The 22,053-nt window shown below is 62.1% G+C and carries 22 protein-coding genes; 20 read left to right on the forward strand and 2 right to left on the reverse strand.

Annotation, left to right across the window (positions count from 1 at the left end; translation table 11 throughout):
- Positions 1 to 37: 37 nt before the first annotated feature.
- The 4 genes from cobA to cbiB are packed head-to-tail and all read left to right on the forward strand — an operon-like array spanning position 38 to position 4,171.
- Positions 38 to 895 carry a uroporphyrinogen-III C-methyltransferase gene (cobA, locus tag AC02Y0_RS07330; RefSeq protein WP_476383299.1) on the forward strand — a complete coding sequence of 286 codons (858 nt, stop codon included), beginning with the start codon at positions 38 to 40 and terminating at the stop codon, positions 893 to 895.
- On the forward strand, positions 892 to 2,196 hold the full coding sequence (locus AC02Y0_RS07335) for a cobyrinate a,c-diamide synthase (RefSeq protein ID WP_476383300.1): 1,305 nt from the start codon (positions 892 to 894) through the stop codon (positions 2,194 to 2,196). Before cobA ends, AC02Y0_RS07335 begins: the two co-directional genes overlap by 4 nt.
- A complete protein-coding gene (gene cobD, locus AC02Y0_RS07340; RefSeq protein WP_476383302.1) occupies positions 2,193 to 3,197 on the forward strand; it encodes a threonine-phosphate decarboxylase CobD in 1,005 nt (334 codons plus the stop codon). Before AC02Y0_RS07335 ends, cobD begins: the two co-directional genes overlap by 4 nt.
- Positions 3,194 to 4,171, forward strand: a complete 978-nt coding sequence (gene cbiB, locus AC02Y0_RS07345; protein ID WP_476383303.1) for an adenosylcobinamide-phosphate synthase CbiB — start codon at positions 3,194 to 3,196, stop codon at positions 4,169 to 4,171. The genes cobD and cbiB overlap by 4 nt, the downstream gene beginning before the upstream one ends.
- A gap of 59 nt (positions 4,172 to 4,230) precedes the next feature.
- Here cbiB and AC02Y0_RS07350 read toward each other — a convergent pair whose 3' ends face one another.
- Entirely contained in the window at positions 4,231 to 4,956 is a 726-nt protein-coding gene (locus tag AC02Y0_RS07350) for a Crp/Fnr family transcriptional regulator (protein ID WP_476383304.1), read from the reverse strand.
- A 191-nt stretch (positions 4,957 to 5,147) separates the two neighbouring features.
- On the opposite strand from AC02Y0_RS07350, the gene hemN reads away from it, so the two are divergent.
- The 8 genes from hemN (at position 5,148) to AC02Y0_RS07390 (ending at position 13,088) form a co-directional block, all read left to right on the forward strand.
- Positions 5,148 to 6,497 carry an oxygen-independent coproporphyrinogen III oxidase gene (gene hemN / locus AC02Y0_RS07355; RefSeq protein ID WP_476383305.1) on the forward strand — a complete coding sequence of 450 codons (1,350 nt, stop codon included), beginning with the start codon at positions 5,148 to 5,150 and terminating at the stop codon, positions 6,495 to 6,497.
- Between the two features lie 105 nt (positions 6,498 to 6,602).
- Entirely contained in the window at positions 6,603 to 6,881 is a 279-nt protein-coding gene (locus tag AC02Y0_RS07360) for an acyl carrier protein (protein WP_476383306.1), read from the forward strand.
- Between the two features lie 24 nt (positions 6,882 to 6,905).
- Complete coding sequence (locus AC02Y0_RS07365) at positions 6,906 to 7,379, forward strand: 3-hydroxyacyl-ACP dehydratase FabZ family protein (protein ID WP_476383307.1); 474 nt, start codon at positions 6,906 to 6,908, stop codon at positions 7,377 to 7,379.
- 101 nt (positions 7,380 to 7,480) lie between these two features.
- Complete coding sequence (locus AC02Y0_RS07370) at positions 7,481 to 8,683, forward strand: beta-ketoacyl-ACP synthase (protein WP_476383308.1); 1,203 nt, start codon at positions 7,481 to 7,483, stop codon at positions 8,681 to 8,683.
- Positions 8,684 to 8,696: 13 nt separating this feature from the next.
- Positions 8,697 to 9,986: a beta-ketoacyl-ACP synthase gene (locus AC02Y0_RS07375; protein ID WP_476383309.1), complete on the forward strand. Its 1,290-nt coding sequence runs from the start codon at positions 8,697 to 8,699 to the stop codon at positions 9,984 to 9,986.
- 169 nt (positions 9,987 to 10,155) lie between these two features.
- Positions 10,156 to 11,184: a zinc-binding dehydrogenase gene (locus AC02Y0_RS07380; protein WP_476383311.1), complete on the forward strand. Its 1,029-nt coding sequence runs from the start codon at positions 10,156 to 10,158 to the stop codon at positions 11,182 to 11,184.
- A 10-nt stretch (positions 11,185 to 11,194) separates the two neighbouring features.
- Complete coding sequence (locus AC02Y0_RS07385; RefSeq protein ID WP_476383985.1) at positions 11,195 to 12,118, forward strand: lipid A biosynthesis lauroyl acyltransferase; 924 nt, start codon at positions 11,195 to 11,197, stop codon at positions 12,116 to 12,118.
- A 238-nt stretch (positions 12,119 to 12,356) separates the two neighbouring features.
- Positions 12,357 to 13,088 (forward strand): PAS domain-containing protein, encoded by a 732-nt coding sequence (locus AC02Y0_RS07390; RefSeq protein WP_476383312.1) that lies wholly within the window; start codon positions 12,357 to 12,359, stop codon positions 13,086 to 13,088.
- Positions 13,089 to 13,122: 34 nt separating this feature from the next.
- Here the strand turns inward: AC02Y0_RS07390 and AC02Y0_RS07395 are convergent, their stop codons facing one another.
- Positions 13,123 to 13,644 (reverse strand): hemerythrin domain-containing protein, encoded by a 522-nt coding sequence (locus tag AC02Y0_RS07395; RefSeq protein ID WP_476383313.1) that lies wholly within the window; start codon positions 13,642 to 13,644, stop codon positions 13,123 to 13,125.
- Between the two features lie 277 nt (positions 13,645 to 13,921).
- On the opposite strand from AC02Y0_RS07395, the gene ccoN reads away from it, so the two are divergent.
- The 8 genes from ccoN (at position 13,922) to ccoS (ending at position 22,041) form a co-directional block, all read left to right on the forward strand.
- On the forward strand, positions 13,922 to 15,562 hold the full coding sequence (gene ccoN, locus AC02Y0_RS07400) for a cytochrome-c oxidase, cbb3-type subunit I (protein ID WP_476383315.1): 1,641 nt from the start codon (positions 13,922 to 13,924) through the stop codon (positions 15,560 to 15,562).
- An 11-nt stretch (positions 15,563 to 15,573) separates the two neighbouring features.
- Positions 15,574 to 16,305, forward strand: a complete 732-nt coding sequence (gene ccoO / locus AC02Y0_RS07405) for a cytochrome-c oxidase, cbb3-type subunit II (RefSeq protein ID WP_476383316.1) — start codon at positions 15,574 to 15,576, stop codon at positions 16,303 to 16,305.
- 10 nt (positions 16,306 to 16,315) lie between these two features.
- Positions 16,316 to 16,468, forward strand: a complete 153-nt coding sequence (locus AC02Y0_RS07410) for a CcoQ/FixQ family Cbb3-type cytochrome c oxidase assembly chaperone (protein ID WP_006726187.1) — start codon at positions 16,316 to 16,318, stop codon at positions 16,466 to 16,468.
- A gap of 3 nt (positions 16,469 to 16,471) precedes the next feature.
- Positions 16,472 to 17,338, forward strand: coding sequence for a cytochrome-c oxidase, cbb3-type subunit III (gene ccoP / locus AC02Y0_RS07415; protein WP_476383317.1), 867 nt, complete (start codon positions 16,472 to 16,474; stop codon positions 17,336 to 17,338).
- A 168-nt stretch (positions 17,339 to 17,506) separates the two neighbouring features.
- Positions 17,507 to 19,099 (forward strand): cytochrome c oxidase accessory protein CcoG, encoded by a 1,593-nt coding sequence (gene ccoG, locus AC02Y0_RS07420; RefSeq protein WP_476383318.1) that lies wholly within the window; start codon positions 17,507 to 17,509, stop codon positions 19,097 to 19,099.
- Positions 19,089 to 19,577 (forward strand): FixH family protein, encoded by a 489-nt coding sequence (locus AC02Y0_RS07425; protein ID WP_476383319.1) that lies wholly within the window; start codon positions 19,089 to 19,091, stop codon positions 19,575 to 19,577. Before ccoG ends, AC02Y0_RS07425 begins: the two co-directional genes overlap by 11 nt.
- A 2-nt stretch (positions 19,578 to 19,579) precedes the next feature.
- Positions 19,580 to 21,889, forward strand: coding sequence for a cation-translocating P-type ATPase (locus AC02Y0_RS07430; RefSeq protein WP_476383320.1), 2,310 nt, complete (start codon positions 19,580 to 19,582; stop codon positions 21,887 to 21,889).
- Positions 21,886 to 22,041, forward strand: coding sequence for a cbb3-type cytochrome oxidase assembly protein CcoS (gene ccoS / locus AC02Y0_RS07435; RefSeq protein WP_102020172.1), 156 nt, complete (start codon positions 21,886 to 21,888; stop codon positions 22,039 to 22,041). Before AC02Y0_RS07430 ends, ccoS begins: the two co-directional genes overlap by 4 nt.
- Positions 22,042 to 22,053 lie beyond the last annotated feature (12 nt).

Genomic DNA, 22,053 nt, shown 5'->3' on the forward strand with positions numbered 1-22,053 from the left:
GGGCGGAATTGCAATTTTTTCCGACGGGGCCTAGACCATGAGCATGACTAATATGACGCGTCTCGTCCTGCCAACAAGCCTGCCGGCCATCGAGCCGGGCCATGTGTGGCTGGCCGGCGCCGGGCCGGGAGACCCGGGCCTGTTGACCCTGCTCGCGGCCAAGGGGCTGTCGGAGGCAGACGTCATCGTGCATGACGCGCTGGTCAACGAAGACTGCCTGAAACTGGCGCGCACCGGCGCCATACTCGAATATGCCGGCAAGCGCGGCGGCAAACCGTCGGCCAAGCAGCGTGACATTTCCCTTCGTCTCGTCGAGCTCGCCAGGGCCGGCCACCGTGTGCTGCGCCTCAAGGGCGGCGATCCCTTCGTCTTCGGGCGGGGTGGCGAAGAGGCACTGACGCTCATCGAACATGGCGTGCCCTTCCGCATTGTTCCCGGCATCACCGCCGGTATCGGTGGGCTTGCCTATGCAGGCATCCCCGTCACCCATCGCGAGGTCAATCATGCGGTGACCTTCCTCACGGGGCATGATTCGTCCGGCGTGGTGCCCGACCGGATCGACTGGGACGCGATCGGTCGCGGATCGCCTGTCATCGTCATGTATATGGCGATGAAACACATGGGGCAGATCGCCGCCAATCTGATTGCCGCCGGCCGTTCGCGTGACGAGGCCGTCGCCTTTGTCTGTAATGCCGCGACCCCGGAGCAGACCGTGCTCGAAACCACGCTCGGACGCGCCGAAGCCGACATGCTCGCCGCTGGCATCGAGCCGCCCGCAATCGTCGTCATCGGCGAGGTCGTCCGGCTTCGGCCATCGCTCGACTGGCTGGGTGCACTTTCCGGTCGCAAGCTTCTGCCTGATCCCTTTGCCGTGGAACAGAAAGACACGGCATGAGCGGACTGCTGATCGCCGCGCCGGCTTCCGGTTCGGGCAAGACAGTGGTGACGCTTGGCCTGATGCGGGCGCTGCGCCGGCGCGGCATTTCCGTTGCCCCGGGCAAGGCTGGCCCCGACTATATCGATCCTGCCTTCCATGCCGCCGCGAGTGGCTCGCCCTGTTTCAATTTCGATCCCTGGGCCATGCGTCCCGCGTTCCTCAAGGCGCAGGGCGCTCAATGTGCCAAGAGCGGCACTCTTGTTATCGAGGCGATGATGGGGCTCTTCGATGGCGCCGCCGACGGGACGGGAAGCGCCGGCGATTTGGCGGCCCTTCTGTCGCTGCCGGTGGTGCTCGTCGTCGACTGCGGGCGGACTTCGCAATCGGTCGCAGCCCTTGTCACGGGGTTCTCAAGGTTTCGATCCGATGTGCAGGTCGCGGGTGTCATCCTCAACCGTGTCGGCAGTGACCGGCATGAGGGTATGCTGCGGGAAGCCATGGCGAAGACGGAGGTTCCGGTTCTCGGCAGCCTGAGAAGCGATAAATCGCTTTCGCTGCCCGAACGGCATCTCGGCCTCGTGCAGGCGGGCGAACATGGCGCGCTCGAAACCTTCATGGAAAATGCGGCCGATGCCATCGAGGCCGGTGTCGACCTCGATCGCCTGATGCAGTTGGCCGGCAAGACGGCTGACGCCTCGGGCTCCGCAACGGTCACGAGCCTTCCGCGGCTTGGCCAGCGGATCGCAATCGCCCGCGACATCGCCTTTGCCTTTTCCTATCCGCATCTGCTCGAAGGCTGGCGCGCCCAGGGCGCGGAATTGTCCTTCTTTTCGCCGCTTGCAGACGAAGCACCGGCGGCGGATGTGGATGCGATCTATCTGCCCGGCGGTTATCCGGAACTGCATGCGGGCAAACTGGCGTCTGCGGAGCGCTTCCGGTCCGGCATGGTGTCCGCGGCCGAGAGGGGCGCCACGATCTACGGCGAGTGTGGGGGCTACATGGTGCTTGGCGAGGGACTGGTCGATGCTGACGGTGAGCGTCACGGCATGCTCGGTCTCTTACCCCTTGTGACCAGCTATGCGACGCGCAAGCGGCATCTGGGTTATCGGCGGCTGCGGTCGCTGGCGCCAGACCTGTTTGCCGGTGACTTCACTGCCCACGAATTCCACTATTCCACCGTCATCTCCGAGGGCGCTGCAGACCGCCTCTTCGAAGCGGAGTGTGCCTTGGGCGAGAAGCTTGGCGCCGTTGGCCTGCGTCGCGGCTCAGTGGCGGGATCCTATATGCATCTGATCGATATCGCGGGAGAGGGCGCATGAGCGGTCCCATCCAGCATGGCGGCGGACTTGCGGCTGCCGCTTCGCTATACGGAGGACGCATCGGAGACTGGCTGGACCTGTCCACCGGCATCAATCCCTGCCCACCGGAACTGCCGGAGATCCCGATGCGCGCCTGGCATCGCCTTCCAGACCAGGAGCGCGAAATGGCAGCGCGCGAGGCGGCTCGCGGCTACTATCGCTCGGGCGCGCGCCTGCCTCTGCCAGTGCCGGGCACACAGTCCGTCATCCAGCTCCTCCCGCGCCTTGTTGCGCCGGGCAGTCGTGTCGCCGTGCTGACGCCGACCTATGGCGAATATGTTCGAGCCTTCACCCTGGCTGGTCTGGCGGTTGACGCAATCAGCGACCTCGAACAGGTCACTGGCGATCACGGGCTGGTCGTCGTGGTGAACCCCAACAATCCCGATGGTAGGTTTTACGGGCGCGAGAGGCTGCAGGCGCTGGCCGGCGAACTCGCGCATCGGAACGGAGTGCTCGTCGTCGACGAAGCCTTCGGTGATACTGAACCCGACCACAGCCTTGCAGCTGATCCCAGCCCGAATATCATCGTCTTCCGCTCTTTCGGCAAGTTCTTCGGGCTCGCCGGCATCCGCCTTGGTTTCGTCATTGCCGAGGAGAACCTGACGGCGCGATTTGCAGAATGGCTCGGTCCCTGGGCGGTATCCGGACCCGCATTGGTTCTGGCCGAACATCTGATGACGTCGGACACAGGGCGTATCACCGACCAGATCCGTCAGCGTTCTCGCGCACTCTCCGAAGTCTTGTCGAATGCGGGCTTCACGGTGCGGGGAGGTACGGATCTGTTCCAGCTGGTCGAGTACGTGGACGCTCCCGAATTGCACGACCATCTCTGCAGCCATCATATCCTGACCCGTAAATTCGACTACCGGCCAGACTGGCTGCGCTTCGGCCTTTCTCCAGACGAGGCCGGCGATGCGCGCCTTCTGGCGGCGCTCAACTCCTTTCGGAAACCACAGACATGAGCCATCTCCTCATCCTGCTTGCGGCGATCGGTCTTGATCGCGTCGTCGGCGATCCTCCGTGGCTCTGGCAGCGCGTGCCACATCCGGTGGTCCTGTTCGGCAAGGCCATCGATCTCTTCGAAAAGCCTCTGAACCGCACGACGTTTACCGCGGAAGGCAGGCGGCTCAACGGTGTTATCACCATCGTCCTGCTGCTCATCGCCTCTGCAGTCATCGGCCTGGTCCTCTCGTCGATCTTCGAAGCTCTGGGCGTGGTCGGCCTGATCCTTGAAATCGTCGTTGTCGGCGTTTTCCTCGCGCAGAAAAGCCTTGGCGATCATGTGCAGGCCGTGGCTGACGGGCTGCTCGGGCATGGCCTGGACGGCGGTCGCCGTGCGGTGGCGATGATCGTCGGGCGCGATCCGAAGACGCTCGATGAAGCGGGTGTCTCGCGTGCTGCAATCGAAAGCCTGTCGGAGAATTTCGCCGACGGCGTGGTGGCACCGGTCTTCTGGTACGCGATCGCGGGCCTTCCCGGGATCCTCGCCTACAAGATGCTCAACACCGCCGATTCGATGATCGGACACAAGAACGAGCGCTTCCTTGATTTCGGCTGGGCCTCGGCGCGGCTCGATGACCTTGCCAATTGGCCCGCCGCGCGGCTTTCGGCCGTTTTTATCGCGCTTGCGGCATGGCTGAAGCTCGGGGCAGGGGCCGGTCGTCGCTCCTTCTCGGCAGCACTTCGAGACAGTGGCCTGCATCGGTCACCGAATTCCGGCTGGCCTGAGGCCGCAATGGCCGGCGCGCTTGATCTGCAGCTGGCAGGTCCGCGTGTCTATGGCGGAGTCAGGGTGAGCGAGCCTATGATGCATGCGGCAGGCCGCAGCGATGCCGGCCCCACGGATATCCTGATCGGTATCCGGGTCTTCTACTTGGCCTGTACGGTCATGGCGGCTTTAGTTGCGGTCGCCTGGCTCATCGTCCGGTGGTTCTAGGCCGGAAAGACCGAATTATCGCTTGAGAAAAGAATCGGCGCGGGTACCGACGCTGAGGGTCAGTCGATACCGGCTGCGTCGCGCAGGCGGTCGAGCTTCGGCACGATGACGTGGCGATTGTTCTCGATGACGATGATTCCGTCCTTACGCAGCTTGGTCATCTGGCGGCTGACGGTTTCGATCGTGAGGCCCAGGAAGTCAGCAATGTCGGCGCGCGAGAGCGGCAGGTCGAAGGTCTGGGTGCCCTCGCTTTCCGGATCGATATGCGTCGCGATCAGGTAGAGGAAGCTTGCGACCTTTTCCTGGGCGGTCTTGCGGCCCAGCGTCAGCATCCAGTCACGCGCTTCGTCGAGTTCCTTCAGCGACTGGGAATGCAGCTTGCGCTCCATGTCAGGCACTTCGCCGACCATGCGGTCGACGATGTTGCGCGGGAAGGTGCAAATATCGGTGTCGGTCGCGGCTTCCGCCGTGATCGTGCTTTCGCCGAGGAAGGGGCGGCCCAGGAAATCGGGCGCAAACTGCAGGCCGACGATCTGCTGGCGGCCATCGGCCATCATCTTCGACAGCTTGATGACGCCCTTCAGGATATTGCTGTAGCTGCCGACTTGCTCGCCCTGTCCGATGACCTCGTTACCGGCTTCGACGCGACGGCGAATCGAGTGGCGATTGAGTTCGACCAGCTGGGCGGATGTAAGCACCGAGCAGAGGCCGCCATGACGGGCTTCACAGGAACGGCAGACCGCGGGAGCCTCGCATTCCGGGAAGTGTTTTCTGTAGGTGTCCATGGTGAAGCCATCCCGTCAGACCGCTCGGCGCCTTTAAGGCTGCGTCCGGTCGAGTGCCCTCCTCGGGCCGCTGAGTTTCAATAAACTCTACGTGAGAAATGTATCAGCAAATTGATCGAAGTCAAAGGCCGCGATGTGTGACGGCGCTATCTTTGGTCGCAGTTCGATACACCTCAAGGCAGCGCAATCTCATGGAAAATTCCCTTCTCGCCAAGTATTCCGGCGCTGTCCCACGCTACACGAGCTATCCGACGGCGCCGCATTTTCATGAAGATATCGACTGCGGCAAATATGCGCAGTGGCTCCAGGCGATCACTGGAAAAGAGCGCATCTCGCTCTACATCCACGTCCCCTATTGCGACCGCCTCTGCTGGTTCTGTGCCTGTCATACCAAACATACGCTGAAATACGAGCCTATCGCGATCTATCTGGAATCGTTGAAGAAGGAGATCGCAGCCGTTGGCGCGCTGGTCAGCCGCGACGCGGCCGTCACGGCTGTGCATTTCGGTGGCGGCTCTCCGACCATGGTGCGGCCAGACGATCTGATCGATCTGATGGCAGCCCTTCGGTCGGCCTTTCGTTTTGCCGATGACGTCGAGATCAGCGTCGAGATGGACCCGAATGACCTCGACGAGCCACGCTATAATGCGCTCGCCGCCATCGGCATGACACGTGCGAGCCTCGGCGTTCAGGACTTCCACCCTGAGGTGCAGAAGGCGATCAACCGGATCCAGACCTTCGAGCAGACGAAATCGGTGGTGGAGGCTGTGCGGGCGCGCGGTGTGCATTCGGTCAATTGCGACATTCTCTATGGCCTGCCGCACCAGACCGAGACGACCGTGGCGGAGACGGTCAAGGACATCCTGTCACTCGCGCCTGACCGTATCGCTCTCTTCGGTTACGCGCATGTGCCGTGGATGAAGAAGCATCAGACGATGATCAAGGAAGAGGTGCTACCCGGCCTTGAGGAGCGTTTCGCGCAGATGAGCCTTGCCGCCTCGATGCTTGTCGCTGCCGGATACGAGCCTGTGGGCATCGACCATTTCGCGCTGCCGTCCGACCGGATGGCGATTGCGGCGCGGGAAGGGCGCCTGCGTCGCAACTTCCAGGGCTACACGGATGATGCCGCCGAAGCCCTGATTGGGCTCGGCGCCTCGTCGATCGGGCAATTGCCACAGGGCTATGTGCAGAACATGCCGGCGACGGGCGAATACCAGCGTATGGCTGATGCTGGCGGTCTCACCGCCGTTCGCGGCATCGCGGTGAGCGATGACGACAGGCTGCGCCGCCGCGTGATCGAAGAGATCATGTGCCGCTTCACGGTCTCCTTCCCGGAGCTCAAGTCCGAATACGGCAATGCCGTCGACGACATCGTTGCGGAAGCGCGAGCCTTTGCGCAGTCCAATCAGGACCGCATCTGTCTGATCGAAGACGACCACTTCGTCATAACCGAGGCCGGTCGTCCCTTCGCGCGGACCATTGCCGCCGTCTTCGACAGCTACCTCTCCAATGGCAAGGGGCGCCATTCGATTGCTGTTTAGGCAACACTTCGGCTGCAAATTTCACTGCAATACAAAACCACCATTGGCATTTCACGCTGCTTTCCTTATGTGGAACCCAGAATTTGAGACATATGAGGTACTGGCGTGACCGCTACATTCGACAAAGTTGCCGACATCATCGCAGACACCAGCGAAATCGATCGCGAGACGATTACGCCGGAAAGCCACACGATCGATGACCTCGGCATCGACAGCCTCGACTTCCTCGACATCGTCTTTGCGATCGACAAGGAATTCGGCATCAAGATCCCGCTCGAGCAGTGGACGCAGGAAGTCAACGAAGGCAAGGTTTCGACCGAGGAATACTTCGTTCTGAAGAACCTGTGCACCAAGATCGACGAATTGCGGGCCGCCAAGGGCTGATCCGCCACGCGGCGGAGACATGTCATGCTGCTTGAATACTTCCAGATGATTGACAAGGTCGAGAGCGTGGATCTCGGCCTTGGTCGTTTGAAGGCTACCTCGACCGTGCCGATGGAAAGCCCCGTTTTTGAAGGGCATTTCCCCGGCATGCCGCTCGTGCCCGGCGTTCTCCTGATCGAGACCATGGCGCAGGCCTCCGGCATGCTGCTGCTCGCGGTCAAGGACTTCGAGGCTATGCCCTTCCTGATGTCGGTCGATGGCGCCAAGATGCGCACCTTCGTCGAGCCGGGCGCCGTGCTCGACATCGAGGCGGAGCTTGAACACGACGGGTCCGGCTTTGCTGTTACCAAGGCGAAGATCACGAGCGGCGGCAAGAAGGTATGCGACGCGCAATTGAAGCTGCGCACCATGCCCTTCTCCGATGTCCCGCTCGCCCCGATCGTGCGCAAGCGCGCCGAGGAAGTCGGTCTCATGGCCGCGATGGCCGCCCAGGCCTAAGGCGCATTCGGCCGCAAGGGCGCAATTCCTATTGACCTTGGGGCCTTATTCGGGAAAACCCGCATTTTAGGCTGGCCAGCCTGCCGGCGAGAGGATTGCATATGGTCAAACAACCGAATGATGTGGTGATCACCGGCGTCGGGATCGTCACCTGCCACGGCACCGGCAAGGATGCGCATCTCGCGCTGCTTTCTGCCAAGACCGCACCCGAGCCTGTGCTCGAGACCGAAAAGTTCGCGCCCTATGTCGTGCACAAGCTGCCCGAGATCGACTGGTCGGAGCAGATCGGGCGCAAGGACCAGCGCCAGATGGAAAACTGGCAGCGCCTCGGCGTCTTTGCAGCTGGCCTCGCGCTCGACGATGCCGGCATGAAGGACGATGTCGACGCCTGTGGCTCGATGGACCTGATCGTGGCCGCTGGTGGCGGCGAGCGTGACATCGCCGTCGACAGCCTGATCGTCGACGAGGCGCTGAAGCGCAACGATCGCGAAAAATTCCTGATCGAGAAGCTGAAGACCGAGCTTCGCCCGACGCTGTTCCTGGCCCAGCTCTCCAACCTGCTCGCCGGCAATATCTCGATCGTTCACAAGGTCACCGGTTCCTCGCGCACCTTCATGGGCGAGGAAGCGGCCGGCATCTCCGCGATCGCAACCGCCTTCGCCCGCATCAAGGCCGGCCAGTCGACCCATACGCTCGTCGGCGGCGCCTTCGTTGCCGAACGCCCCGATATCCTGCTCCTCGTCGAAGGCATCCGCGCCCACCAGACTGGCCCGTGGCAGCCTCTCTGGTCGCGTGACGGTTCGTCCGGCGGTGGCATGATCCTCGGCACGGTCGGCGCCTTCCTGGTGCTGGAATCGCGCGAACATGCCGAAGCGCGCGGTGCACATATCTATGCCGTGCTGGACGCCGTCGAAGGCGATCGTGGCAATCGCGACGAGGGCAAGCTCGAAACGCGCCTCGGCCGAATGGTGCCGGAAGCGGCATCGCTTTCATCAGCCGATACGATCGTCTTCTCGGGCGCTTCGGGTCTTGCTGACCTCACCCTACGTGAGAAGGCTCACCTAACGGAACGTTTTGCCGGCATGCCGGTGCGGGGTTACGCCGGTTCGATCGGTCATTCCGTTGAGGCGCAGTTCCCGGCGGGGCTGGCGCTTGCAGCACTTGCCATCGATGCCGGTGCCTCAGTGCCCGCTTTCGATCCGGCCAGCGAAGCCGCCCAGGCCGGTCCGGCCAAACATGCCATCATCTCCACCGTCGGCTATGTGCGGGGCGAAGGCCTTGCCGTGCTCTCGGCGAATGCGTGAGAAGGATAGATCCATGACCGACAGCCGCTTCAAGGATCATCTCAGCCGCCCGATCATCGCCGTCACAGGCATGGGCGTCATCACCTCGCTCGGCCAGGGCCTCTCCGACAACTGGTCGAAGCTGACGTCGGGACTATCAGGCATCCACTATATCAAGCGTTTCGATACCGAGGGCATGTCGACCCGCATCGGTGGCACCGTCGATTTCATCGCCGTTCCCGCCAACAATGCCGTCGAGCGTTCCTATGCGCTGGCTCGCGAAACGACCATCGAGGCGCTGGCCCAGGCTGGCATCAATGGCGATTTCAACGGCCCGCTCTTCCTCGCCGCACCGCCGGTCGAGCCGGAATGGCATGACCGGTTTGCGCTTGCCGAGCGCGCGCCGGCCTCGACCCAGCCGGGCGATGCCTATGACCGTTTCCTCGCCGCCATGCGCGAACAGCCCGATCCGGTCTTCCTTGAAGCCGTGCAGTTCGGCTCCATCTCCGAGCGTCTATCCGACAAGTTCGGCACGCGTGGCCTGCCGGTGACGCTATCGACCGCTTGCGCCTCTGGCGCCACCGCCATCCAGCTCGGCGTCGAGGCGATCCGCCAGGGCCGCACCGAGCGGGCGTTGACGGTTGCGACCGACGGCTCGATCAGCCCTGAGGCCGTGATCCGCTTCTCGCTGCTCTCGGCACTCTCCACCCAGAACGATCCGCCGGAAAAGGCATCGAAGCCATTCAGCAAGGAGCGCGACGGCTTCGTCATCGCCGAGGGTGCCGCAACGCTCGTCCTGGAGTCGCTGGAATCGGCGATTGCCCGTGGCGCCAAGGTGCTCGGCGTGATCAAGGGCTGCGGCGAAAAGGCCGACCATTTCCACCGTACACGCTCGTCGCCGGACGGCGGCCCTGCGATCGCTACGATCAAGGCAGCGCTTGTCGATGCCGGCCTGTCCGAGGATGCCATCGGCTATATCAATGCCCACGGCACATCGACGCCCGAGAACGACAAGATGGAATACGGCGCCATGCTGTCGGTCTTCGGTGACCGGTTGAAGGACGCCATTCCGGCTTCGTCGAACAAGTCGATGATCGGGCATACGCTGACGGCTGCCGGTGCGGTCGAAGCGGTGTTCTCTATCCAGACCATGCTGACCGGCACGGTGCCGCCAACCATCAACTACACGAACCCCGATCCATCGATCGTGCTCGATGTGGTGCCGAACGTGAAGCGGGAGGCCTCGGTTTCGGCTGTGCTCTCCAACTCCTTCGGTTTTGGCGGTCAGAACGCCAGCCTTGTCATGACGCGGGAACCGGTCTAAGGCCTGCGCCAACAATTCGGGACGTCATCCTCGGCTTTCAGCTGGGGATCCACGCACCTCGCAAGAACAACGAAGGTCGGCAGATGCCCGGGGTTAGCCCCGGTTTGACGATGAGAGCGTGACGACGCCTCATCCGCATCCGCCCCATAGGCCCTGAAGGAAACATGTCATGCGCGCATTGCAACTCGTCGAAGACCGCAAGCTTGAAATCGTCGACCTGTCGGAGCCGGATGCTCCGGGTCCTGGCGAAGTCACACTGCGCGTCAAGGCCGTCGCGCTGAACCATATCGACGTCTGGGGCTGGCGCGGCATGGCGTTTGCCAAGCGCAAGATGCCACTCGTCATCGGTGCGGAAGCCTCCGGTGTCGTCGAGGCGATCGGTCCCGGCGTCGGCAATATCCTGCCGGGCCAGCTCGCCGCCGTGTACGGCGCGCGCACCTGCGGTCTCTGCAAGCCCTGCCGCGAAGGCCGTGACAATCTTTGCGAAAACGTCTCGGGCGTGCATGGCTTCCATCTCGACGGCTTTGCCCAGGAAAAGATCAACCTGCCGGCCCGACTGCTGGTGCCTGCCCCTCCGGGCGTCGATGCGGTTGCCGCGGCTCTCGCCCCGGTTACCTTCGGTACTGTCGAGCATATGCTCTTCGACAATGCCAAGCTCCAGCCGGGCGAAACCATTCTCATCCATGCCGGCGGTTCCGGCATCGGCACGGCTGCCATCCAGCTTGCCAAGAAGATCGGCTGCACGGTGATCACCACCGTCGGCTCCGACGACAAGATCGAGCCGGCCAAGGCACTCGGCGCCGATCACGTCATCAATTACCGCACCGATCGCTTCGAAGGCATGGTCCGCAAGATCACCAAGAAGAAGGGCGTCGACGTCGTCTTCGAACATGTCGGCAAGGATACGTTTGCGGCATCGATGTTCTGCCTGAAGCGCGGTGGTCGCCTCGTGACCTGCGGCTCGACCTCTGGTGTGTCGACCGAAGTGAACCTGATGATGCTCTTCCAGCAGCAGCTGAAGCTTTTCGGCTCTTTCGGCTGCCGGATGGAAAACATGGCAGACGCCATGCAGAAGATGGCGCGCGGCCTCGTGCATCCCGTGATCGATACGCAGGTCTCCTTCGACGACATCGACAAGGCGCTTGCCCGCATGGAAGGCCGCCAGGTGTTCGGCAAGATCATCCTGAAGATGGATTGATCGCGTGCGGATGCTCGTCACCCGTATCGTTCTGGCGCTGCGCAAGTTCTATCACTGGTCCGTGGCCCAGATCGCCTTCGGCTTTCTGACGTCGCTCAAGATCTTTCCGGCAGACGGGGCGATCAACTTCGCCGATCGGCTGATGCGCTGGGTGGGGCCGAAGACCAAGCGTCATCGCCTGATGCAGGTGAATTTGCGCAATGCTTTTCCGGAAAAGTCGGAAGAGGAACTCGAGGTCATTGCGCTGGCAAGCTGGGGCCATATGGGCCGACTGGCTGCCGAATATGTCTTCCTGGACCGTCTCTTCGACTTCGATCCGGAAAAGCCCGGCGAGGGCAGGGTAGAGGTGTCGGGCGTCGAGCAGTTCCTCGACCTGCGCGACAATCCGCGTCCCTTCATCGTCTTTACCGGTCACACCGCCAATTTTGAGCTGTTGCCGGTCGCGGGTGCCGCCTTCGGGCTGTTCGTCACGGTCCTCTTCCGGCCGCCGAACAATCCCTATATCGCGGACAAGGTCTTCGAATTCCGCCGCAAGCGCATGGGCAACCTCGTGCCGTCCCATGCGGGATCGTCGTTTGCGCTGGCGCGCCAGCTGGAGCAGGGCGGCGGCGTTGGCGTGCTTGTCGACCAGAAGTTCTGGAAGGGGGTGGAAACGCAGTTCTTCGGCAATCCGGTCCGCACCAACCCGCTGCTCGCCAAGCTTGCCCGACAGTTCGATTGTGAGGTCTATCCGGCTCGCTGCATCCGCCTGCCGGGGAACCGGTTCCGGCTGGAGATCGAGCCTCAGGTTGTGCTGCCACGCAACGACAAGGGCCAGATCGACGTCACGGCCACGGCACAACTCTTGAACGACAAGGTCGAATCCTGGGTTCGTGAATACCCTGAGCAATGGCTCTGGTATCATGACCGCTGGGACATCAAGCGGTCGATCTAGAACCTATACTCAGCTTGCTACCGACCGAGTTGATTCGCTGTGGCGCAGACGAGCGCGGCAGTCTGCCCGTAAGTCTGAATTTTCATCATTCATTTCACAAAGGTGGGCCGATATTTTTTGGGCTGCGCCGCGACCCGGTGCCCGTGCCGATTGAAGGTGACGCAACCTCATGTTACGGACGCCCAATTGTCTGTGACGTGTCGGGTTTTTTTGTCACATCTGAGGGATGAGGTTGCGAATGTCTTTTGACGAATTCCGTGATTCGAATCTGCGCGCAATGTTCGAAGCGGTTTCGTTGAAGAACCTTCAGTTGCAGCAGGCCATTCGCAGCGGTGACGACCAGCTTGTCCGCGTCCTCGATCGTGAGATCGATCCGCTGATTTCGGCGCTAATCAGCTACCGCGCGACGGATTTCGATGACATCTATCTGCAGATGCGTTTGCTGACCAAGCTCCTGCGTGAAGATGCAGATGACCGGACCTGCGTGCTTCGCCATGCGTCCATGCTGACGCTTCTGGTCGAGCGCTATTTCGGCCCGAGGCGAAGCCAGGAGGTCCCGGCGCCGAAGGTTTCTTCGACCCGTCCGCTTCAGGGTGGCGACGACATCCAGCTGAATGAAGCCATTCTCAACAATCTGCCGGAGCACGTGGCGGTCGTCACGCGGGACTATCGCTATCTGTTTGCCAATACGGCGATGGCCGGCATGCTGGGCATGCGACAGATGGAGATCATTGGGCGCAGTGTGTTCGATCTCTGTCTTGCTGATGGCAATGACGACTGGCTGCAGGATGCGCTGGACGCCGCCTTTGCAGGCCGTTCCGGTTCCTTCGTCGCCAGGATCTCGGCTGGGATGGGCAAAAGCGATATGCGCGGCCGATACGCGCCTTTGCGTGCAGCCGATGGCAGCGTCAGCGGTGCCATCCTGACGCTCGGCGAGTCGGAACCCGTTTTCGGCGACGTCGCGGCCTGAAGGCGTCTGCTGGCTTGGCAGCCGGGCAGGGGCTTCAGCGCCCGACTGCCTGCAATTCTTCTGCCGTCACGCCCTGCAACAGGTGCTCTCGCTCAAAGGCGATGTGACGGCGAATGCCTTCGAAGAAACCGCGCAGCATGTAGCCGACGGCCTCCATGTTCACGCGGTCGCCAGAACCGAGCTTGAGCAGCGCATCCGTCAGTTCCTCGGCAAAGCACTCATCCTCGCAATGCTCGAACTTCAGCCTCTCCAGCGTCGGCCCGAGGGCATCGGTCGCATCAGGGCTTGCCTCAAGCTGCGGGAAGAGGACCGTCTCTTCATAGTGATGGATCCCCTTGATCAGGGGGCCTAGGGCCTTCGCCGCATAGATGCACTTCTGCCGGTTGATGCTCGCCGGCAGTGAGTCGGCGATTTCTTCCAGTTCCCGGCAGAGTGCGAGTTGTTCTGTATGGGCGCGATATAGCCAGGCCAGATCACGCTTGCCCGCATCGAGCAGACGGTTCCCCGTCCTCGTATTGCTATTGTCGGCCTTGCCAGTCTGCATGTTCGTTAGCATGTCCGTTCTCTCCAACGGGGTTCTCCGCCGCACGGCTCCCCAGTGCTCCAAGACACGCGCATCGGATCCTTGCATTTTGCGATCGAAAGCCTTGGTGCCTGAGGGATCGCGAACCCGATTGCATCTCCAAACCTCGCCAATTTTAGAGAGACACGCATTGACTTGGATCAAGGTAGCTTGAGCCACCCAATGCGATTGGTGCATCCGACGCGGGAGGTTCGGCCCATTGGGCACAAGCCCCCGCGATGAGATCAGCAAGCGTTGGGGGATTCCAACAATGAACTACACGTTAGAGACACTGGTGATGGCGGTGCTCGCCTTCGCCGCGCTGCTCGGGGTGGCTTTCACCCAGGACAGCCTCTTCGCAGCCCATATGTGGGTTGCGTTCTTCGTGCTCACTGCGGGCACGATCGTCATGCTGCGTCGGATGCAGTTTGCTCCGTCCGTGGCATCCTCCTCCGCAACCAAGCCCAAGGCCCCGCAGTCGGAATATTTCGACGAGGTCGTCCGCTATGGTGTCATCGCCACCGTCTTCTGGGGTGTCGTCGGCTTCCTGGTCGGCGTGGTCGTCGCCTTGCAGCTCGCCTATCCCGATCTCAACATCGAGCCCTGGCTGAATTTCGGGCGCCTGCGTCCGCTGCACACCTCGGCCGTTATCTTCGCCTTCGGCGGTAACGCTCTGATCGCGACGTCCTTCTATGTGGTTCAGCGCACTTCGCGCCAGCGCCTCTTCGGCGGAAATCTCGGCTGGTTCGTTTTCTGGGGCTACCAGTTCTTCATCATCATGGCGGCCACCGGCTATCTGCTTGGTATCACCCAGGGCAAGGAATATGCCGAGCCGGAATGGTATGTTGACCTGTGGTTGACCGTCGTCTGGGTCGCCTATCTCATCACCTTCATGGGCACGGTGATGACCCGCAAGGAGAGCCACATCTATGTGGCCAACTGGTTCTACCTGTCCTTCATCATCACCATCGCGATGCTCCACATCGTCAACAACCTCGCGATCCCGGTCTCGTTCCTCGGCGTGAAAAGCTACTCGGCCTTTGCCGGTGTCCAGGATGCGCTGACCCAGTGGTGGTATGGCCACAACGCCGTCGGCTTCTTCCTGACCGCAGGCTTCCTCGGCATGATGTACTATTTCGTGCCCAAGCAGGCCGGCCGTCCGGTCTATTCCTACCGCCTGTCGATCATCCACTTCTGGGCTCTGATCTTCATGTATATCTGGGCCGGCCCGCACCACCTGCACTACACGGCTCTGCCCGACTGGGCTCAGACGCTCGGCATGGTGTTCTCGGTCATGCTCTGGATGCCGTCCTGGGGTGGCATGATCAACGGTCTGATGACGCTGTCTGGCGCCTGGGACAAGATCCGCACCGACCCGATCATCCGCATGATGGTGATTGCCATCGCCTTCTACGGCATGTCGACCTTCGAAGGCCCGATGATGTCGATCAAGGCCGTCAACTCGCTCAGCCACTATACCGAATGGACCATCGGTCACGTTCACTCGGGCGCACTCGGCTGGGTCGGCATGATCTCCTTCGGCGCGATCTACTACCTGACTCCGAAGCTTTGGAACCGCGATCGCCTGTACTCGATGCGCATGGTCAACTGGCACTTCTGGCTCGCCACGCTCGGCATCGTTGTCTATGCCGCCGTGCTCTGGGTTGCCGGTATCCAGCAGGGCCTGATGTGGCGCGAATATGATGCCCAGGGCTTCCTGGTCTACTCGTTCGCCGAGTCGGTCGCTGCCATGTTCCCCTACTATGTCCTGCGTGCCGTTGGCGGTGCCATGTACCTGCTGGGCAGCGTGATCATGGCCTACAACATCCTGATGACCATCCTCGGCTATGAGCGCCAGGAAGCCCCGATCCCCGGATCGGTCGCTCCCGCCGCCCTGCAGCCGGCTGAATGAGGAGGGCTCCCATGTCCATTCTTGATAAACACGCAATCCTCGAGAAGAACACGAGCCTTCTCTTCCTCGGTTCGCTTCTGGTGGTCACCATCGGCGGCATCGTGGAGATTGCACCGCTCTTCTACCTCGAGAACACCATCGAAAAGGTGGAGGGCATGCGTCCCTACTCACCGCTCGAACTGGCCGGCCGCAACATCTACATCCGTGAAGGCTGCTATGTCTGTCACAGCCAGATGATCCGGCCGTTCAAGGACGAGGTTGAGCGCTACGGACACTACTCACTGGCAGCGGAGTCGATGTACGACCATCCGTTCCAGTGGGGTTCGAAGCGCACCGGGCCGGATCTCGCTCGTGTCGGCGACCGCTATTCGAACGAATGGCACGTGCAGCACCTGACAGAGCCGCGCGACGTCGTGCCGGAATCGATCATGCCGAGCTACTCGTATCTGAAGACGACGCCGCTCAAGGTCGCCAATGTCACGATGGACCTGAAGGCCAACAGCCTCGTCGGTGTGCCCTATACCGAAGAGATGATGGCACAGGCGGAAGCCGATCTCGCCGCCCAGGCCGATCCGAACGCCGATACGTCAGGTCTTCTGGAGCGCTATCCGAAGGCCAAGGTCGCCGATTTCGACGGCAATCCCGCGCAGGTTTCGGAGATGGACGCTCTCGTCGCCTATCTGCAGATGCTCGGCACGCTGGTCGACTTCTCCACCTATGACGACGCAAGCGGTTACCGCTGAGGAGAGCACCATGGAAACCTACACCGCCATGCGCCACTTCGCCGACAGCTGGGCTCTGCTCGCCATGACCCTGTTTTTCGTCGGAGTCGTGCTCTTCACATTCCGCCCGGGCGGCAAGAAGCCTGCCGACGACGCGGCCAGCATCCCTCTCAAGGAGGATTGAACAATGGCAGACAAGAAACACATCGACGAGATCAGCGGCGTCGAGACCACCGGCCATGAGTGGGACGGCATTCGCGAGCTGAACAACCCGATGCCGCGCTGGTGGGTCTATACCTTCTATGCGACCATCGTCTGGGCGATCGGCTACACCGTCATGTATCCGGCCTGGCCGCTTCTGACCGACAACACCAAGGGCCTGCTCGGCTATTCCAGCCGCGCAGAAGTCGCCCAGGAGCTGACGGCGGCGCAGTCTGCGCAATCGGTCTATCTTGAGAAGATCGCCGCTCTGCCGCTCGACCAGATCGTCGCCGACAAGGACCTGACCCAGTTCGCGCTTGCCGGTGGTGCTGCCGCCTTCAAGGTGAACTGCTCGCCCTGCCATGGTTCGGGTGCCGCCGGCGGTGCCGGTTATCCGAACCTCAACGACGACGACTGGCTGTGGGGCGGGGATCTCGAATCGATCCACACCTCGATCGCCCATGGCATCCGTTACGATCAGGATCCGGATACGCGCGTTTCGGAGATGCCGGCTTTCGCCGACATCATCGAGCCGGAGCAGATCAAGCAGGTTGCGGCCTATGTCGTCAGCCTGACCGGCACGCCGAACGATGCGGCCATGGTCGAGCCGGGCAAGCAGGTCTATGCCGACAACTGCGCCTCCTGCCATGGGGAAGACGCCAAGGGCAATCGCGATTTCGGTGCGCCGAACCTCGCCGATGCCATCTGGCTGAAGGTCGATGGCGAGGCTCAGATTGCAGCACAGATCCGCCAGCCGCGCCACGGTGCGATGCCTGGCTGGGCCGCACGCCTGGGGGATACCACCGTCAAGCAGCTGACCGTCTATGTGCACCAGCTGGGCGGCGGCGAATAAGCTGACCCCTTCTTCCCAATCTTCAGGGCCGCATCGTTGATGCGGCCCTTTTTCGTGCAATAGCGAAAATCCTATGTGTTGCGACGCTTCGCCGCTGCTTGACTTAAGTCAAGGCGGGCTGGCCTTCGAGATGGGACAAGGCGAGCATCAGAAGAAGGTTCTCGTCCCATGAACATACACGCCGATCAAACCCGCGCCGCCGACGCGCCCGAGGTGGAGAGATTGGAAGCCGAGGCGGTGATGTCGGCCAAGAGCCGCGGCCCGCTCTATGAGGCTCGCAAGAAGATCTTCCCGAAGCGTGCGGAAGGGGCCTTCCGCCGCTTCAAGTGGATCATCATGGCGATCACGCTCGGCATCTACTACCTCACACCCTGGCTGCGCTGGGATCGCGGTGAGTTCGCGCCTGATCAGGCCGTGCTGATCGACCTTGCGCATCGGCGTTTCTATTTCTTCTTCATCGAGATCTGGCCGCAGGAGTTCTTCTTCGTCGCAGGCCTGCTCGTGATGGCCGGTTTCGGCCTCTTCCTCGTCACCTCAGCCGTCGGCCGAGCCTGGTGCGGTTATACCTGTCCGCAGACCGTCTGGGTCGATCTCTTCCTCGTCGTCGAACGATTCATCGAGGGCGACCGCAACGCCCGCATCAAGCTTGAATCGGCGCCCTGGACCTTCGACAAGATCTGGAAGCGCGTTAGCAAACACGCCACCTGGATCCTGATCGGTGTTCTGACGGGTGGTGCCTGGATCTTCTATTTCGCCGACGCGCCCTCGCTCGCCATGGATTTCCTCACCGGCAATGCCGCACCGGTCGCTTATATGACTGTCGCCATCCTGACGGCTACGACGTATGTCTTCGGCGGCCTGATGCGCGAGCAGGTTTGCATCTATATGTGCCCCTGGCCGCGCATCCAGGCCGCCATGCTCGATGAGAACTCGCTCGTCGTCACCTATAACGACTGGCGCGGCGAGCCCCGCACGCGCCACGCCAAGAAGGCGGTCGCCGCTGGCGAATCGGTTGGCGACTGCGTCGACTGCAATGCCTGCGTCGCCGTCTGTCCCATGGGCATCGACATCCGCGACGGCCAGCAGCTCGAATGTATCACCTGCGCGCTCTGCATCGACGCCTGTGACGGCGTCATGGACAAGGTTGGCAAGCCGCGGGGCCTCATCGCCTATGCGACGCTCGACGAATACCAGTCGAACATGGCGCTCGCCACCGGTGGCGGGACCTGCAGCATTGACCCGAAGAAGGTGCGCAACGAAGACGGCAGCTTCTCGGACAAGGTCCGCCATTTCGACTGGCGCGTGATCTTCCGCGCCCGCACGCTGCTCTACATGGGCGTCTGGACCGCTGTCGGCATCGGCATGCTCGTTGCTCTGCTGGGTCGCGACCGCCTGGAGGTCAACGTATTACATGACCGCAATCCACAATTCGTGCTGGAATCCGATGGCTCGATCCGCAACGGATACACGGTGCGCATCCTCAACATGATCGCTGCCCCGCGCGAGATCGAGGTGTCGCTCGAAGGCCTGCCGGATGCGACGATGAAGATCAACGGCATCAACCAGCCACCCGCCCGTTCCTTCACCGTCTCGGTCGAGCCGGACGAGGCGACCACGCTCAAGGTCTTCGTGACGCTTTCGGGCGACAAGGTCGAGGACGACAATCAGGAATTCCAGTTCATTGCCAAGGATCAGGGCAGTGACGAGCGCGATGTCTATGAAGCCGTCTTCATAGGACCGGGAGAAAAAGATGACGACTGACGCAAAAAAGCCCTTCACCTTCACCGGCTGGCACATGCTGACGATCATGCTGGCCTTTTTCGGCACGATCATCACGGTCAACTTCACCATGGCCTATCTGGCAACGTCGAGCTGGAGCGGGTTGGTGGTGAAGAACACCTATGTCGCAAGCCAACAGTTCAACGGCAAGACGGCTGCCATCCGCGAGATGCTGGCGACCGGTATCGCCGGGGATCTCCAGGTCGATGCCAAGGGCATGCGCTACCGGCTGACGCTTCCGGGAAACACGGCCGTCGTTGCCGATGCGGTGACGGCCCATTTCAAGCGGCCCGTCGGTGTCGCCCAGGATTTCGAACTCCAGCTGACGCCCGCCGGCGACGGTCTCTATCTGGCTGAAACGGCTGTTCTACCCGGAAGCTGGATCGTCGAGATCAAGGCGACGAAGGACGGCAAGTTGATCATGCATGAGGCGAAGCGGGTTACCGTTTCAGGAGAATGACGATGAGTTGCTGCGCGGCAGGCACCGAAGGCGCATTGGACATGGAGCGGGCAGGGGTCTCCCTGCCTTCGGCGGAAGAACTGAAGCTCTCCAGCCGAGCGGTTGGACCCGGCCTCTGGCAGGTCGACATGAGCGTGCCCGCTGTCCATTGCGGCACCTGCATCACGACTGTCGAAGGTGTGCTGAAGGCGCTTCCCGAAGTCGAGCGGGCGCGCGTCAACCTCTCGACCAAGCGTGTCTCCGTCGTCTGGAAAGAGACCGTCGACGGCGTCGAGACCGACCCGGTCAATCTCGCCCGGGCCATCGCCTCGACTGGCTATACCGCCCATCTGTTCACATCAGCGGAAGAAGCTTCCGTCGCGCTGCGCAACAAGCTGATCCGGGCGGTTGCCGTCTCAGGCTTTGCCGCGACCAATATCATGCTCTTGTCCGTCTCCGTCTGGTCCGGCGCGGATGCCTCGACGCGTGATCTCTTCCACTGGATCTCGGCGATGATTGCAGCACCGGCCCTGATCTATGCCGGTCGCTTCTTCTACGAATCGGCCTGGAACGCGCTCCGCCACGGGCGCACCAACATGGATGTGCCGATCGCGATCGGCATCACGCTCTCCTATTTCGCCTCGCTCTGGGAAACCATCCATCACGGTGAACACGCCTATTTCGACGCAACGGCGTCACTGCTCTTCTTTCTTCTGATTGGCCGCACGCTCGATCACATCATGCGCGACCGGGCACGCTCCGCCATCAGCGGGCTTGCCCGCCTCAATCCGCGCGGTGCCATGGTGCTGGCCGACGACGGCTCGCGCGAATATCGCGCGGTCGATGAGATCCGTGTGGGCGATCAGGTCGCGATATCAGCTGGTGACCGCATTCCCGTCGATGGCGTCGTCGTCTCTGGCGAGAGCGATCTCGACATGTCGATCGTCAATGGCGAAAGCGCGCCGGTTTCTGTCCGTCCGGGCACCGAAATCCAGGCTGGTACGCTGAGCCTCACGGGCTCGCTGACCGTCCGCGCCACGGCGACCGCCCAGAACTCCTTCCTCTCCGAAATCATTCACCTGATGGAAGCGGCTGAAGGGGGCAGAGCGCGCTATCGCCGCATCGCCGACCGCGCCGCGCAATATTATTCGCCGGCCGTGCATCTGCTGGCGATCACCTCCTTCGTCGCCTGGGGTCTCTATGACGGAGACTGGAAGCACGCGATGATGGTCGCGATCGCGGTGCTCATTATCACTTGCCCCTGCGCTCTCGGGCTTGCCGTGCCTGTCGTCCAGGTCGTTGCCGCCGGTCGCCTGTTCAAGGCTGGCGTCATGGTCAAGGACGGTTCCGCCATGGAGCGGCTTGCCGAAATCGAGGCTGTGGCCTTCGACAAGACCGGCACGCTGACGCTCGGCCGCCCGCGCCTCGTTGATGCCACCAAGATCGAGCCGATCGGCTTTGCTGTCGCCGCCGGTCTCGCAGCCCATTCCCGCCATCCGCTGTCTCGGGCGCTCTGGGCGGCCTATGGGGGGCAGCCTCGGGGGTTCGACACCGTTCGTGAAGTGCCGGGATCCGGCGTCGAAGCTGAAACGGTGGAGGGCGTCTGGCGTCTCGGCAACCGTCGCTTTGCCTGCGTCTCTGAGGCCGTTGATACGAGCGACAAGCCTTACTCCGAGGTCGTTCTCTCGCTCGACGGGATCGAACGGGCGACCTTCCTGTTCGAAGATATGCTGCGGCCAAGAGCCCAGTCCTCGATCGCGGCCCTGAAGCAGGCCGGCCTCGACCTCGGCATTCTCTCGGGCGACCGCGCCCCCGTTGTTGCCAAGCTCGCCGCCGATCTCGGCATCGATAACTGGCGCGCCGGTCTTTCCCCGCGCGACAAGGCCGAAGCCTGCGCCGAGGCATCGGCCCGCGGTCGCCGCGTACTGATGGTCGGTGACGGCATCAATGATGCACCGGCGCTCTCATCCGCGCATGTCTCGATGGCACCCGCCACGGCCGCCGATGTCGGTCGCCAGGCGGCTGATTTCGTCTTCATGCGTGACGGGCTGGAAGCCGTGCCTTTTGCCATCGAAGCCTCGCGTCGTGCAGGTCGCCTGATCCGCGAGAACTTTGCGCTCGCGATCGGCTACAACGTCATCGCCGTTCCGATTGCGCTGCTTGGTTACGCCACGCCGCTGATTGCAGCGGTCGCCATGTCCACCTCGTCGATCATCGTGGTCGCCAATGCGCTGCGTCTCAACCGGTTGACCCTGGATGAAAACGTGCTCGCATCAGGTCTTGCCGCGAACGCATCGACACTACCTGCCGATGGTGCGAGGATCGCCGCATGAACATGTTGATTTTCCTCATCCCTATCGCGCTCTTCCTCGGCGGCCTCGGTCTCTTCGCCTTCCTTTGGTCGCTCAAAAGCGGCCAGTATGAGGACCTCGATGGCGCGGCCTGGCGGGTTATCTCGGAGAGTGATGACAAGCCCGACGCTTGATACAGCGTTTAC

The organism is Allorhizobium sp. nf9_anc, from assembly GCF_056323085.1.